This window comes from Mycobacterium sp., assembly GCF_035633495.1.
GTDB lineage: Bacteria > Actinomycetota > Actinomycetes > Mycobacteriales > Mycobacteriaceae > Mycobacterium.
In genome coordinates this window covers 1-13,453 of the sequence record NZ_DASQEU010000135.1, presented here as the reverse complement: position 1 = coordinate 13,453, position 13,453 = coordinate 1, and the positions used below count along the sequence as shown (strand labels likewise).

At 65.4% G+C, this 13,453-nt stretch carries 11 protein-coding genes, 1 tRNA gene and 2 pseudogenes; 4 read left to right on the top strand and 10 right to left on the bottom strand.

Annotation, left to right across the window (positions count from 1 at the left end; all coding sequences use genetic code 11):
- Positions 1-174: pseudogene (locus VET27_RS20130) on the top strand (PrsW family intramembrane metalloprotease); the annotation flags it as partial.
- Here the strand turns inward: VET27_RS20130 and VET27_RS20125 are convergent.
- From VET27_RS20125 to VET27_RS20115, 3 genes are all read right to left on the bottom strand, one after another.
- On the bottom strand, positions 171-1,724 hold the full coding sequence (locus VET27_RS20125; RefSeq protein WP_526521318.1) for an AMP-binding protein: 1,554 nt from the start codon (positions 1,722-1,724) through the stop codon (positions 171-173). The pseudogene VET27_RS20130 and the gene VET27_RS20125 overlap by 4 nt on opposite strands.
- Positions 1,725-1,802: 78 nt before the next feature.
- Positions 1,803-4,463 carry a DNA polymerase I gene (gene polA, locus VET27_RS20120; protein ID WP_526521316.1) on the bottom strand — a complete coding sequence of 887 codons (2,661 nt, stop codon included), beginning with the start codon at positions 4,461-4,463 and terminating at the stop codon, positions 1,803-1,805.
- 251 nt (positions 4,464-4,714) lie between these two features.
- Entirely contained in the window at positions 4,715-5,098 is a 384-nt protein-coding gene (locus VET27_RS20115; RefSeq protein ID WP_526521314.1) for a hypothetical protein, read from the bottom strand.
- Between the two features lie 146 nt (positions 5,099-5,244).
- Here VET27_RS20115 and VET27_RS20110 point away from each other — a divergent pair, with 146 nt between their 5' ends.
- Together VET27_RS20110 and VET27_RS20105 are read left to right on the top strand one after the other, a co-directional pair.
- Complete coding sequence (locus tag VET27_RS20110) at positions 5,245-5,724, top strand: Zn-ribbon domain-containing OB-fold protein (RefSeq protein WP_526521312.1); 480 nt, start codon at positions 5,245-5,247, stop codon at positions 5,722-5,724.
- Positions 5,721-6,959, top strand: coding sequence for a lipid-transfer protein (locus VET27_RS20105; RefSeq protein WP_526521310.1), 1,239 nt, complete (start codon positions 5,721-5,723; stop codon positions 6,957-6,959). The genes VET27_RS20110 and VET27_RS20105 overlap by 4 nt, the downstream gene beginning before the upstream one ends.
- 195 nt (positions 6,960-7,154) lie before the next feature.
- On the opposite strand, the gene VET27_RS20100 is transcribed toward VET27_RS20105, so the two are convergent.
- The 6 genes from VET27_RS20100 to VET27_RS20075 form a co-directional block, all read right to left on the bottom strand.
- Positions 7,155-7,922 carry an ABC transporter ATP-binding protein gene (locus VET27_RS20100; RefSeq protein ID WP_526521308.1) on the bottom strand — a complete coding sequence of 256 codons (768 nt, stop codon included), beginning with the start codon at positions 7,920-7,922 and terminating at the stop codon, positions 7,155-7,157.
- A complete protein-coding gene (locus tag VET27_RS20095; RefSeq protein ID WP_526521306.1) occupies positions 7,906-8,748 on the bottom strand; it encodes an ABC transporter ATP-binding protein in 843 nt (280 codons plus the stop codon). Before VET27_RS20095 ends, VET27_RS20100 begins: the two co-directional genes overlap by 17 nt.
- A gap of 27 nt (positions 8,749-8,775) precedes the next feature.
- Positions 8,776-9,984, bottom strand: a complete 1,209-nt coding sequence (locus VET27_RS20090; RefSeq protein ID WP_526521304.1) for a branched-chain amino acid ABC transporter permease — start codon at positions 9,982-9,984, stop codon at positions 8,776-8,778.
- Positions 9,981-11,018 (bottom strand): branched-chain amino acid ABC transporter permease, encoded by a 1,038-nt coding sequence (locus tag VET27_RS20085; RefSeq protein WP_526521302.1) that lies wholly within the window; start codon positions 11,016-11,018, stop codon positions 9,981-9,983. Before VET27_RS20085 ends, VET27_RS20090 begins: the two co-directional genes overlap by 4 nt.
- Positions 11,019-11,097: 79 nt before the next feature.
- On the bottom strand, positions 11,098-12,309 hold the full coding sequence (locus VET27_RS20080) for a branched-chain amino acid ABC transporter substrate-binding protein (protein WP_526521300.1): 1,212 nt from the start codon (positions 12,307-12,309) through the stop codon (positions 11,098-11,100).
- Positions 12,310-12,487: 178 nt separating this feature from the next.
- Entirely contained in the window at positions 12,488-13,096 is a 609-nt protein-coding gene (locus tag VET27_RS20075) for a two-component system response regulator PdtaR (protein ID WP_526521298.1), read from the bottom strand.
- Positions 13,097-13,191: 95 nt separating this feature from the next.
- On the opposite strand from VET27_RS20075, the gene VET27_RS20070 reads away from it, so the two are divergent.
- Positions 13,192-13,268 (top strand) — tRNA-Leu (locus tag VET27_RS20070).
- Positions 13,269-13,297: 29 nt separating this feature from the next.
- Here the strand turns inward: VET27_RS20070 and VET27_RS20065 are convergent.
- Positions 13,298-13,453 (bottom strand): annotated as a pseudogene (locus VET27_RS20065) (site-specific integrase); the annotation flags it as partial.

Genomic DNA, 13,453 nt, shown 5'->3' with positions numbered 1-13,453 from the left:
AACTTCGCGGCTCAGGTGATCGAGCTGGCGTACGTCCGCGACCGCATCGACAGGGGCTTCGGCGACCAGAGGGTGCACGCCCTGCTGAACGAGGAGACATATGGCGTATATGCCGCGCGGGCCGCCGCCCCGGTGTTGCAGACCGTCGCGGGCTATCGCGCACCCGGTTCCTAGTGCGCGATCCGGCTCCTGTGCTCGTCCCAGTAGCGGTCGCGCAGATGGCGCTTGTACAGCTTGCCGGTGGGCAGCCGCGGCAACTCGGCCTCGAAATCGATTGAGCGCGGCACCTTCTGGCGGGACAGGTGCTCACCGCAAAAGGCCAGTAATTCGTCCGCCAGTTCGGGTCCCGGCTGCACGCCGGGCATGGGCTGCACGACCGCTTTCACCTCTTCGCCAAGGTCCTTGTTCGGCACCCCGAAGACCGCGGCGTCGGCCACCTTCGGGTGCGTAACCAGCAGGTTCTCGCACTCCTGCGGGTAGATGTTTACTCCGCCGGAGATGATCATGAATGTGGCCCGGTCGGTGAGGTAGAGGTAGCCGTCGTCGTCGAGATACCCGACGTCGCCGACCGTCGTCATCGTCCCGTCGGGCGAGTGGGATTCCGCGGTCTTGAACGGGTCGTTGAAGTAGGAGAACTCGCTGACGGTCTTGAACCACAGCGTTCCGGGTTCGCCCTTGGGCAGCGGCTGCAGGTTCTCGTCGAGCACATGCACGTCGCCGGCGATCACTTCACCGACGGTGCCGCGGTGGCGCAACCACTGCTCCGAGTCGCAGATTGCGAAACCCAGCAGTTCGGTGGCGGTGTAGTACTCGAGCAGGATCGGCCCCCACCAGGCGATCATCTGTTCCTTGACCTGCACCGGGCACGGCGCGGCGGCGTGAATCGCCACCTCCAGCGACGACACGTCGTATTTGGCGCGCACCACGGCGGGCAGTTTGAGCATGCGCCAGAACATCGTCGGCACCAGCTGGCTATGCGTCGGCCGATACCGCTCAACAAGTTGGAGGTACCATTCCGGATCGAAGCGCTCCATGATGACGGCTGTACCGCCCATGCGGATTGTGAAGCTGACGGCGCCGTTGGGCGCGGAATGGTACAGCGGCGCTGGCGACAGGTAGGTCATCCCCTCCCGGAACCGCCACAACTTCGTGACGAAATCGAAGACCGGCAGCTGCTCTGCCGGGTGTGTTTCCGGCAACGACCGCAGAATCCCCTTGGGCCTGCCGGTGGTTCCCGACGAATAGAGCATCGAGGTGCCCAGCGATTCATCGGGAATCGGCGTCTCGGGCAGGCCTTTGGTGGCATCGTCCAGATTGAGCACCGCGGCGCCGTCGCCAGGGCCGTCGACGATCAACGCGACCTCGACGTTCGGGCACTGCTTGAGCGCCTCGGTCGCGACGGCGCGTTTCTCCTCGGAGAAGATCAGCAGTCTCGCCTCGCTGTTGTTCACGATGTAGGCGATCTCGTCAGGCGTCAGGAACGAATTGATGCACGTGAAGTACAGGCCCGAACGTTCCCCGGCTGCACAGCATTCGACGTAGCGCGCGTTGTTCTCCATCAGGATCGCGTAGTGGTCCAGGCGCTGCAGCCCGAAGCTGCGCAGCAGATGAGCCAGCCGGTTCGACCGGGCCTCGAGTTCGGCGTAGGTCACCACCTCACCCGACTGCGCCATGATGAAGGCGGGCTGGTCCGCCCTGGTCTGAACTCGTGCGCCGGTGTACATATAGACCCCCCGTAGCCCCAGCGTCCTCACAGCCGATTGGCAACTTGTTGAGACGCTACGCCGCGACGATTTCGGTGGCTAGTGTGCGGCCGCGTCCCAACTGCGTCCGTAGCCGACCGAGACCTCCAGCGGAACGTCGAGCGGATAGGCGCCGCCCATCTTGTCGCGGACGAGCGTCTCGAGTGCGTCGCGCTCGCCCTCTGCGACCTCGAAGAGCAGTTCATCGTGGACCTGCAAGAGCATGCGGGACTCGAGACCCGCCTCCTTGATCGCCGAATCGGCATTGATCATCGCGACCTTGATGATGTCGGCGGCGCTGCCCTGGATCGGCGCATTGAGCGCCGCCCGCTCGGCGGCTTCGCGGACGTTGCGGTTGCTGCTGTCGAGTTCGGGCAAGTACCGGCGCCGGCCTAGCACGGTCGACGTGTAGCCGTCCTTGCGGGCCTGATCGACCACCGACTGAAGATAGTCCCGCACCCCGCCGAATCGGGAGAAGTAGGCCTCCATCTGCACTTTGGCCTCTTCGGTGGAGATCTTCAGCTGCGCGGCAAGACCGTAGGCACTCAGTCCGTACGCCAACCCGTAGGACATGGCCTTGACCCGGCGGCGCAACTCGGCCGTGACCTCGTCGATCGGCACGCCGAACGCCCTGGAGGCGACGAACGAATGCAGGTCCTCCCCGGTGTTGAACGCCTCGATGAGCCCCTCGTCACCGGACAGGTGGGCCATGATCCGCATCTCGATCTGGCTGTAGTCCGCCGTCATCAGCTCGGTGAAACCCTCGCCGACCACGAAGCCCTCGCGGATCTGTCGACCGGCCTCGGTGCGGATCGGGATGTTCTGCAGGTTCGGCTCCGTCGACGACAGCCGTCCCGTCGCCGCGATGGTCTGATTGAACGTGGTGTGGATGCGTCCGTCGGAGCCCACCGCGTTGAGTAACCCGTCGACGGTGACCTTCAGCCTGGTGGCGTCGCGGTGGGCGAGCAGATGCTGCAGGAATGGGTGACCGGTCTTGTCGAACAACGTCTGCAACGCGTCGGCATCGGTGGTGTAGCCGGTCTTGGTGCGCTTGGTCTTCGGCATCTCCAGTTCGTCGAACAGCACCACCTGCAGCTGCTTCGGCGAACCGAGGTTGATCTGCTTGCCGATCACGGCGTACGCCGCCTCGGCCGCGTCGCGAATGAGGTTCGCGAACTGGCTCTGCAGCTGGCCGAGCAGGTCGAGGTCGACGCCAATCCCCGTCGTCTCCAACTGTGCGAGCACCCGCTGCACCGGCAGCTCCATCTGCCCCAGCAGTGCCGAGGAGTCGATCCTCTCCAGTTCTTCGTCGAGCGCGTCCGCGAGGTCGGCGACCGCCGACGCCCTCAATAGCAGCGTCTGAACCGCCTGATCGTCGACGCCTTCGTCGTCGTCGAGAAGCGAAAGCTGTTGCTGCTCGGGATTTTCTGCCCGCAGTTCGCGCTTCAGGTACCGCACCGCGAGGTCGTCGAGCGCGAAGCTGCGCTGACCCGGCCGCACCAGATATGCGGCCAGCGCGGTGTCGGAGGTGACCCCCGACAGGTTCCAGCCCCGACCGGTGAGGTCGTGCATCGCGAGCTTGGCCTCGTGCAGCGCCTTCGGCGCCCCGGGGTCAGCCAGGAAGGCCGCCAGTGCCGCCTCGTCATCGGGGTCCAGCGAGGACGTGTCGAAGTAGCAGCCCTCGCCGTCGGCCGAGACGATCGCGATCGCAGTCGCGTCGGAGTCGAATGCCAGATGGGTGCCCACCACGGCGAGACCGAATCTCCGGCCGGTGCCGTGCTCAGCCAGCCACGGGGCGAGTTGGCCGCGCTCCAGCACGCCGCCACGCACGTCGAAGCCCTGCTCCACCTCGGGGTCGGCCGACGCGAGCGTCTCGAACAACCGGTCGCGAAGGACGCGAAACTCCAGGTCGTCGAACAGTCGATGAATCTGATCACGGTCCCACGGCATCATCCGCAACGTGTCCGGCGTCTGAGCCAACGGCACGTCCTTGACCAACTCGGTCAGGTCGCGATTGAGAATGACGTGGGAGAGGTTGGCGCGCAACGACTCTCCGACCTTGCCCTTGACTATGTCGACCTGGTCGACGAGCGCCTGCAGCGATCCGTATTCGATGATCCACTTGGACGCCGTCTTCTCCCCCACGCCGGGGATGCCGGGGAGATTGTCGCTGGGGTCGCCGCGCAGCGCCGCGAAGTCCGGGTACTGGGCCGGCGTCAGCCCGTACTTCTCGACGACGGCGTCCGGGGTGAAGCGCGTCAACTCGGACACTCCCTTGCGCGGGTACAGCACCGTGACATCGGGGCTGACGAGCTGCAGCGCATCGCGGTCACCCGTGACGATCAAGACCCGGTAGCCCTCGGACTCGGCCTGGGTGGCCAATGTCGCGATGATGTCGTCGGCCTCGAACCCCGCCTCGGCGAGCGCGGTAATGCCCAGTGCGACAAGGACTTCCTTGGTGATGTCGATCTGGCCACGGAACTCGTCGGGGGTGGCCGACCGGCCCGCCTTGTACTCCGGATACTTCTCGGCCCGGAAGGTCTGTCGGGATACGTCGAAGGCCGCGGCGATGTGCGTGGGCTGCTCGTCGCGAAGCAGGTTGATCAGCATGGCCGTGAAGCCGTACACCGCGTTGGTGGTCAAACCGCCCTGGGTCTTGAAGTTCTCCGCAGGCAACGCGTAGAAGGCGCGAAACGCCAGCGAGTTGCCGTCCAAAAGCATCAATGTGGGCTTGGTGTCGGTCTTGGCAGGGCTCACGCCCTCACTCTATTCACCCCGACGACACGCACGAGACGCCGTGCCATCGGTACGAAGACCGCGGCGGCGGGATTCATCGGGCCGTCGACCGCCACGCCAGCACCAGGCGCCCCCGCATCTCGGGCGTGATCGCCAACGCGTGCAGTCCCGGTCGGGTCCGCGACACCGAACTCGGCACGATGGCGACGCCGAGATCGGATTCTGCTCGACGTCGCTCAGTAGCCGAGGTACTTGCGGAACTGCTGGCCGACGGCCATCGACTGTCCCATCCGCTGCACCCAACCGTCGAGCGCCGCCTTCGTGTCCGTCGGGTCCCACCCGCGCTCTTGCGCGACGGCGATCATCCCGGCCTCGTCGGTGACGCCGCGGGCCTGCGCATCACGGGCGAGCTCGCCGTAGTCCTGGAGCGAGATGCCATTGATGGGCTGCCAGATCGGATCATCCGCGGCCACGGAGCGGGTCGACGGTCCGCCCATCACGGCCGGATCGATCGGTCCGGCGCCCTGGACGTGCACCGCGCCTGCGCCCTGTTGTTGTCCGGCCTGCTGCTGAGCCCATGCCTGCTGGGCTGCGTCCTTGGCCTTGCTGAAGAGTCCCATCGATGGCCCCGATCTTCCCGATCTCCAGACGGTCGTGTCTGGGCCGGACGCTACTCCCGCGGCCCTACTCGCGGTAGGAAATGGACGACGTCGTCACGGTGAATACGAGACGTCCGCACGCTAAAACTGCAACACGTTTCAGTTTGATGGTCGACATCGATTACGCTAGCCGCGTGCCAGGATCCACGGACGCCCAAGCGCAACTACCGGCCATCGACGGGTGGTTCGCCACCGACGACGCCGGTGTTGCCCATCTGATCGCCGGCAAGTGCACGCAGTGCAGCACGTACGTGTTCCCGCCGCGGGAGAACAACTGCCCCAACCCGGCCTGTGATGGCGAGCAGCTCGACCAGGTGCCGATGTCGCGGCGCGGGACGCTGTGGTCCTACACCGAGAACCAGTACGCGCCACCACCGCCGTACCCATCTAAGGATCCCTTCGAGCCGTTCGCCGTGGCCGCGGTCGAACTGGCCGAGGAGGGAATCATCGTGCTGGGCAAGGTCGTCGAGGGCACGCTGGCCGCCGACCTGAAAGTCGGCATGGAGATGGAGCTGACCACCATGGCGCTCTACACCGACGACGACGGCTTCGTCCGCACCGTCCACGCCTGGAGGATCGCCTCGTGAACGCTCCGGACACATCCCCCGAGTCGCTTCGCTCCAGCCCGCCGGAACCGTTGTACATCCTTGGCGCTGGCATGCACCCCTGGGGCAAGTGGGGCCGCGACTTCACCGAGTACGGCGTCGTGGCCGCCCGCGCCGCGCTCGCCGAGGCCGGCCTGGACTGGCGCCAGATCCAATTCGTCGCCGGCGCGGACACCATCCGCAACGGCTACCCCGGCTTCGTCGCCGGCGGCACCTTCGCCCAAAAGCTCGGGTGGAACGGCGTTCCCGTAAGTTCGAGCTACGCCGCGTGCGCCTCGGGCTCCCAAGCCCTGCAGTCCGCCCGCGCCCAGATCCTCGCCGGGTTCTGCGACGTCGCACTGGTGATCGGCGCCGACACCACCCCCAAGGGCTTCTTCGCCCCCGTCGGCGGCGAACGACGCAACGACCCCGACTGGCAGCGCTTCCACCTCATCGGTGCCACCAACCCCGTCTACTTCGCACTGCTCGCACGCCGGCGCATGGACCTCTACGGCGCCACCCTCGAGGACTTCGCCCAGGTCAAGGTCAAGAACGCCGGACATGGTCTGGCCAACCCCAACGCCCGCTTCCGCAAGGACGTCACCACCGACGACGTGCTGGCCTCCCCCGTGGTGTCCGATCCGCTGCGCCTGCTCGACATCTGCGCCACCTCCGACGGCGCCGCCGCCCTGATCGTGGCCAGCAAGTCCTTCGCCGAGAAGCACCTGGGCTCCCTGGCGGGCGTGCCGTCGGTGCGGGCGGTGTCCACCGTGACCCCGCGCTACCCGCAGCACCTGCCCGAATTGCCGGACATCGCCACCGATTCCACTGCGGTGGTGCCCGCGCCCGATCGCGTGTTCAAGGATCAGATCCTCGACGCCGCCTACACCGAAGCCGGCGTCGGACCTGAAGACCTAAGCCTGGCCGAGGTGTACGACCTGTCGACCGCGCTCGAGCTGGACTGGTACGAGCACCTCGGGCTGTGCGCCAAGGGCGAGGCCGAGAATCTGCTGCGCAGCGGTGCCACCACCATCGGGGGCCGCATCCCAGTCAACCCGTCCGGCGGCCTGGCGTGCTTCGGTGAGGCCATCCCCGCGCAGGCCATCGCTCAGGTCTGCGAACTGCACTGGCAACTCAAGGGTCAAGCCACCGGGCGTCAGGTCGAGGGCGCCACCGTCGGGGTCACCGCCAACCAGGGCCTGTTCGGCCACGGCTCGTCGGTCATCGTCGCGCGCTGACGCAGTCGCGAGCGTGCGTGTTTGCGGCCGACACGCCGGCAAAAGACAAGAGAATGCGCACGCTCGTTCGTCACTTCGCGCCGCGACATAGCTACCGCGAGCGTGCGAAAACTCCGACATCCGATCGGCGTGTCGCCCGCAGACACGCACGCTCGCGCGAGGGGGGGTTTGAGCAGGGGTAAAGGCGGGAGATGGTTAGGCGACACCGAGGTAGGCCGCGCGAATGCTGTCGTCTGCCAACAGGTCTCGGGCGTTTCCTGCCCGGGTGACCGAGCCCGTCTCCAGGATGTAGGCGCGGTCGGACCGGCTCAGCGCCTGCTGAGCGTTCTGCTCGACCAATAGCACCGTGGTGCCCTGCTTGTTGATCTCGGAGATGATCTTGAAGATCTGCGAGATCACCATCGGCGCCAGACCCATCGACGGTTCGTCGAGAAGGAGCACCTTGGGCCGTGCCATCAACGCCCGACCGATGGCCAGCATCTGCTGCTCGCCGCCCGACAGCGTGCCGCCGACCTGATTACGACGCTCGGCGAGCCGGGGGAACGTCTCCAACACCCAGTCGAACCGCTCACGGTGCTCGGCCTTGCTCGGGAACTTGCGCCCGTAGCAACCCATTTCGAGGTTCTCCGCCACGGTCATTCCCGGGAAGACACCGCGCCCCTCCGGCGCCTGGATGAGACCGTCGGTGACCCGACGGTGCGCCTTGACCCTCGTGATGTCCTGGCCGTCGAACCAGACCGAACCCGACGTCAAAGGCCGCAGGCCGGAAATGGCGCGCATGATCGTAGTCTTGCCCGCGCCGTTGGAACCCAGCAGGGTAACGAGTTCGCCCTCGTGCACCGTCAACGAAATACCGTGCAGGGCTTTGATTCTGCCGTAGTGCACGACGGCGTCGCGAACCTCGAGCAGGACGGGCCGCGGATCGTCCTCCGCGGTCTCGGTGGCCTCAGTCGAGCTCGTCATCGGGCACTCCCAGGTAGGCGGCGATGACCTTCGGGTCATCGCGGATCTCGGCAGGCAGGCCATCGGCGATCTTGCGCCCGAACTCGAGCACCACGATCCGGTCTGTGACGCCCATGACCAGTCGCATGTCGTGCTCGATGAGCAGCACGGTGTAGCCGTCGTCCCGGATCGCCTGAATCAGCTCGATCAGAGCCGACTTCTCACTCGGGTTGAACCCGGCGGCGGGCTCGTCGAGGCACAGCAGTTTCGGTTCGGTCGCCAACGCGCGGGCGATCTCCAGCCGACGCTGATCGCCGTAGGGCAGGTTCTTGGCCTTTTCATCGGCGCGCTGCGAGATGCCGACGAACTGCAGCAGGGCGGCGGCCTTCTCGATCGCCGACTTCTCCTCGCGACGATGTCTCGAGGTCCGGATCAGGGCCCCGGGCACCGACGTCTTGTGCCGGGCATCGGTGCCGACGACCACGTTCTCCAGCGCCGTCATCTCACCCCACAGCCGGATGTTCTGGAACGTTCTGGCGATGCCGCGCCGAGTGATCTGATGCCGCTTGATCTTTCCCAGCGGTTTGCCATCGAAGGTGACCGATCCCGATGTGGGGCGGTACACCCCGGTGATCGCGTTGAAGCACGTGGTCTTGCCCGCGCCGTTGGGGCCGATCAGCCCGAGGATTTCGCCGCGTTTGATGTCGAACGTCACCGCATCGAGGGCGGTGAGCCCGCCGAACTTCACGGTGAGGTCCTTGGTCGCCAGTAGGGTTTCGCCCTCGGCCGCGTCGACTTCGCGTTGCAGAGACGCGAGTTCCTCGTCGATGACTGGTTCTTCACTCATGCGCGATCCCGCTTCGCTTCTCGCTCGTCATGCCGCCGCCTTCGAATCATCGGCCTTGCGCAACAGCTTGCGCGCAGACGAGGCATAAGCGAGGAGCTGCTGCCGCACGGGGAACAGGCCCTGTGGCCGGAAGATCATCAGCACCACCAGGGCGAGCCCGAAGAACAGGTACTTCAGGTCGCCGAGGTTGACGCCGAACAGTTCCACGCCGAGGAGCCGGTTGGGCAGGTAGACGATGATGAAGGCGCCGAAGATGACGCCCAACTTGTTGCCCTGCCCACCGAGCACGACGGCGACCAGGAACAGCATCGAGTTGATGATGTTGAAGTTCGTGGGAGCGACGTATTGCACCTGACCGGCGTACAGCGCTCCGGAGAGGCCGCCGATCCCGGCACCGATCACGAAGGCCCACAGCTTGAAGCGGAACGTATCGACGCCCATCACCTCCGCGGCGTCCTCGTCCTCCCTGATGGCCACCCAGGCGCGGCCGACCCGGCTGCGCTCCAGATTGCCGACCAGAAGCAGGATGCCGATCATGAGCAGCAGACCGAGCCAGAACCACCAGGTGCCGTAATTGGCATCGCCCGTCGAATTTCCGCTCGAGAAGACGCCATTGGGCAGACGCTCGCTTTCCCCCACCCGCGGATAGGCGATCTGGTTCAGACCGCGCGACCCGTTGGTGATGTCGGAGAGATTGTCGGCGAGCAGACGGATGATCTCACCGAATCCGAGCGTCACGATCGCGAGATAGTCACCACGCAGGCGCAAGGTCGGCGTGCCGAGAATCAACCCCGCGAGGGCCGTGACCGCCATCGCGATCGGCACGCAGGACAGCCACGCCCAGTCCTTGCTGAAGAACCCGGTGGCGCCCATCTTGTTCCACGGACTGTCGGGACTGGTGAGCAGCGCGACCGTGTAGGCCCCGACGGCGTAGAAGCCGACGTAGCCGAGGTCGAGCAGACCGGCCTGACCGACGACGACGTTGAGCCCGATGGCGATGATCGCGATCATCGCGAACTGAGCCATCACACCGCCGAGGCTGATTCCGGTCGTGGCGATCCACGGCGGGGGAAACAGCGGCAGCAGTGCCAGCAGGCCGAAGCCGATGACGCCGAAGATCCACTTCTGTGGCCTGCTGAGTCCGTCCCACCATTGCCGCAGGCCGTCGCCCGGGGCCAGTAGTCGCTGCGCCCGCGTCGTGCCCTTGCGGGTTTCCGGTCCCGCCTGATGACTCATGCGCGCGCCTTCCCGAGGCTCTCACCGAGTATGCCGGTCGGACGGATGAGCAGGACGAGGACCAGCAGCACGAAGGCCACCACGTCACGCCATTGGGTGCCGAAGACCGCCTGGCCGTAGTTCTCCATCACGCCGAGGATCAGACCGCCCAGCAGCGCACCGCGCAGGTTTCCGATGCCGCCGAGAACCGCCGCCGAGAACGCCTTGATGCCGAGCAGGAATCCGCCGGAGTAGATGATGCCCTGCGGCACCTTCAGCGTGTAGAGCAACGCCGCCGCGCCAGCCAGCAGACCACCGATGAGGAAGGTGGTAATGATGATGCGCTCGCGAGAGACGCCCATCAGGGTCGCGGTGGTCGAGTCCTGCGCGACCGCGCGGATGCCGCGGCCGAACTTGGTGCGGTTGATCGCGATGTCGGTCAGCAGGGCGAGCACCAACGCGGCGACGATGATCACCAACGTCACGTTGGAGACCGTCGCTCCGAACATGGTGAACTGAGTCTTGGGCTGCACCAAGATGATCGGCTGCTGAGCGTTGGACCCGCCGTAACCCTTGATGATGCGCGGCAGGATGAAGTGCACGAACTCCTGCAGCACGAACGACATGCCAATGGCGGTGATCAAGAACGTCAGGGGCCGCGCATTTCGGCGACGTAGCGGCCGGTAGGCGATGAACTCCAAACCGACTGCAGCCGAACCCGATACCAGCATCGCGAAGACCATCGCGATCGCCAGATACAAAATCGTCAGCGCGACGCCCTTGTTGTAGGCGTTACCGCTCGGCGTGAACCCCAGGATGATGTCCAGGCAGAAGTAGGTGCCGAACATGCCGAGCATGAAAATCTCGGAGTGGGCGAAGTTGATCAATCGCAGAACGCCGAACACCAGCGTGTAGCCGACGGCCACCAGTGCATAGATGGCGCCCCACGACAGACCGTCGATCGTCAACTGCCAGAAGCCGTTCAGTAGGCCATCAACGTTGAAGTTGATGTTGGCGGCCTGGCAGGAGACCTGGTCGATGCAGTCGTGCATCATCCGGCGGCGGCTCCTCGGTGGATAACGGATACGAGGCGCGCCCGGGCCCTTCGGCCTCGGACGCGCCTCGTATCAACGACTACTGAACCTTGAAGATCCAGATCAGGTTGGTGGTCAGCTCACCACTGGGCGACCACTGATAATCGCGTGCCACGCCTTGACCGTTGTAGTTCTTGACGTAGTCCAGCAGCGCCGGTCGGGTGATGGCACCCGAGTCGATGCCCTTCAGCATGATCGTGCCGAGGTCGTAGCCCTCGGTGCTGTAGGTGCCGGGCTCCTGGCCGAACTTCTTGGTGTACTCGTCGGCGAACGTTCCGGTGGCCGGACCGCACGGGCAGGACAGGATCGCGCCCTTGGACGACCCGCCTGCCTGCTTGACGAACTCCGGGTCCTTGGTGCCGTCGGCACTGACGAAGGTCGCCTCGACTCCGCCGTCCTTCAGCTGCTGGACGAACGGCGCCGCCTCGGAGTAGTAGCCGCTGTAGAAGACGGCATCCGGGCTGACTCCCTTGATCTGCGTGACGGCCGCGGAGAAGTCCTTGTCACCCTTCTTGACCTGAATGTTGCAGGCCGAATCGGCTACGGGCCCGAGGGTTTCGCGCACCGGAACGGCCAGTCCGAGGCCGTAGTCGGTGCTGTCGTCGACGACGCAGATCTTCTTGTAGCCCAGCGTGTTCTTCATGTAGTTGGCCACCGACGGGCCCTGCACGCCGTCATTGGCCAGGCCGCGGAAGAAGGTCTTCCAGCCGTTCTCGCTCAGCGTCGGGTTGGTCGCCGATGCCGTAGCGGCGACGAGCCCGGCCTGATCGAACACCGTGCCGGTGGCCTTGGTCTCTCCGGAGAAGGCCGGCCCGACCAGCCCGATCGTGTACTGGTCGTCGACGATCTGGGGGGCGACACCCGTGGCCTTCTGGGGATCACCCTCGGTATCGAACGGCTTCAGCTGCACCTGGCAGCCGGGGTTCGCGGCGTTGTGCTTGTCGATCGCCAGCTGCACACCGTTCTTGATGTTGATGCCGAGCGCGGCGTCGGGGCCGTTGAGGGCGCCCGCCATTGCGATGGACACCGGCGGGCAGGTCGCCTTTCCGTCACCGGTGGGATCCGCGGGCGTCACACCCCCGGCCGCCTTGACCTCGGCGCCGTTCTCGTCGATCTGTACCTGCTCGACGATCTTCAGGTCAGTCTGCGACGTGCTCTCCTCCGGTGTGGACTGGTTGCAGCCAGCCATCCCGAGCACGAGCAAGCCCGCGCTCCCGAGAGCAAATGCATTACGTGCCATGCGACCGCGCACGTTTCACCTCCGTGTCAACTTTGTCAGTGGCACCGACGACGCAGGTCGCGTCGTCCGGGGCGCCGATGCTTCGGGTTGAACATAGCCAACACATCGCAACGGTGCGTGATGTTGAGGAACGCGGGACTGAGTGTCGCCTGTGTGATCGGGCGAAACGGCGCGTCAAGAAACGCAGTTGTTACGTCTCTGGCGTGTCCAATGTCTCCAGAACCACTTCGGCGACTCGCCTCATCGTGGTGCGGCGATCCATCGCCGCGCGTTGAATCCACTTAAACGCCTCTGGCTCCGACATCTTCTGCTTGGCCTGGAGCAAACCCTTTGCGCGTTCGACGAGTTTGCGCGTCTCGAGCCGGTCCGACAGCGTCGCAACTTCCTGTTCCAGCGCACTGATCTCGCCGAATCGGCTGACCGCCAACTCGATCGCCGGAATGAGATCGGTAATCGAGAACGGCTTCACCAGATACGCCATGGCGCCGGCATCGCGCGCACGTTCAACCAGTTCGCGCTGCGAGAACGCGGTCAATATCAAGATCGGCGCGATGCGCTTCGTCGCGATCTCCTCGGCAGCGTCGATGCCGTCGCGCCGTGGCATCTTGACGTCCATGATCACGAGGTCGGGCCGGAGGCTCTCGGCGAGTTCCACCGCCTCCTGGCCGTCACCGGCCTCGCCCACCACCTCATAGCCTTCCTCGCGGAGCATCTCGGCGAGATCCATTCGGATGAGTGCTTCGTCCTCGGCGATGAGGACACGGTGCGGCTTGGCAGCGTCCGTCGGTGACCCGGTCATGAGCACATTGTCCAGTGAGTACCGCAGAACAGCGACCGCGGGGCCGTGACTGCTCTTCGGGCCGATCCTCTATGGTGGGAGACCGCACCGCGAACGCCCTCGTATCCCAATTGGCAGAGGAAACGGATTCAAAACCCGTGCAGTGTGAGTTCGAGTCTCACCGAGGGCACCAGGATCTGGTAGAGACTTTTTCCGGTACTGCTAGCCAGGCTGGCCCTGGCCCCGTGCCCACAAATTGCCCACACTCTCGGCCACCGATGCCAGGTCGGAGTCAAACAAGTCGGCGTAGACATCCAGGGTCGTGGCGGCACTTGCGTGGCCCAGCATCCGCTTCACCACCTTGGGATTCGCCCCGGC

Excerpts from the sequence above, each read along its gene's own strand:
- VET27_RS20085 (WP_526521302.1), bottom strand. The coding sequence starts at position 11,018 with ATGATGCACGACTGCATCGACCAGGTCTCCTGCCAGGCCGCCAACATC.
- VET27_RS20110 (WP_526521312.1), top strand. The coding sequence starts at position 5,245 with ATGGTCGACATCGATTACGCTAGCCGCGTGCCAGGATCCACGGACGCC.
- VET27_RS20090 (WP_526521304.1), bottom strand. The coding sequence starts at position 9,984 with ATGAGTCATCAGGCGGGACCGGAAACCCGCAAGGGCACGACGCGGGCG.
- VET27_RS20115 (WP_526521314.1), bottom strand. The coding sequence starts at position 5,098 with ATGGGACTCTTCAGCAAGGCCAAGGACGCAGCCCAGCAGGCATGGGCT.
- VET27_RS20100 (WP_526521308.1), bottom strand. The coding sequence starts at position 7,922 with ATGACGAGCTCGACTGAGGCCACCGAGACCGCGGAGGACGATCCGCGG.
- VET27_RS20125 (WP_526521318.1), bottom strand. The coding sequence starts at position 1,724 with ATGTACACCGGCGCACGAGTTCAGACCAGGGCGGACCAGCCCGCCTTC.
- VET27_RS20075 (WP_526521298.1), bottom strand. The coding sequence starts at position 13,096 with ATGACCGGGTCACCGACGGACGCTGCCAAGCCGCACCGTGTCCTCATC.
- polA (WP_526521316.1), bottom strand. The coding sequence starts at position 4,463 with ATGCTTTTGGACGGCAACTCGCTGGCGTTTCGCGCCTTCTACGCGTTG.
- VET27_RS20095 (WP_526521306.1), bottom strand. The coding sequence starts at position 8,748 with ATGAGTGAAGAACCAGTCATCGACGAGGAACTCGCGTCTCTGCAACGC.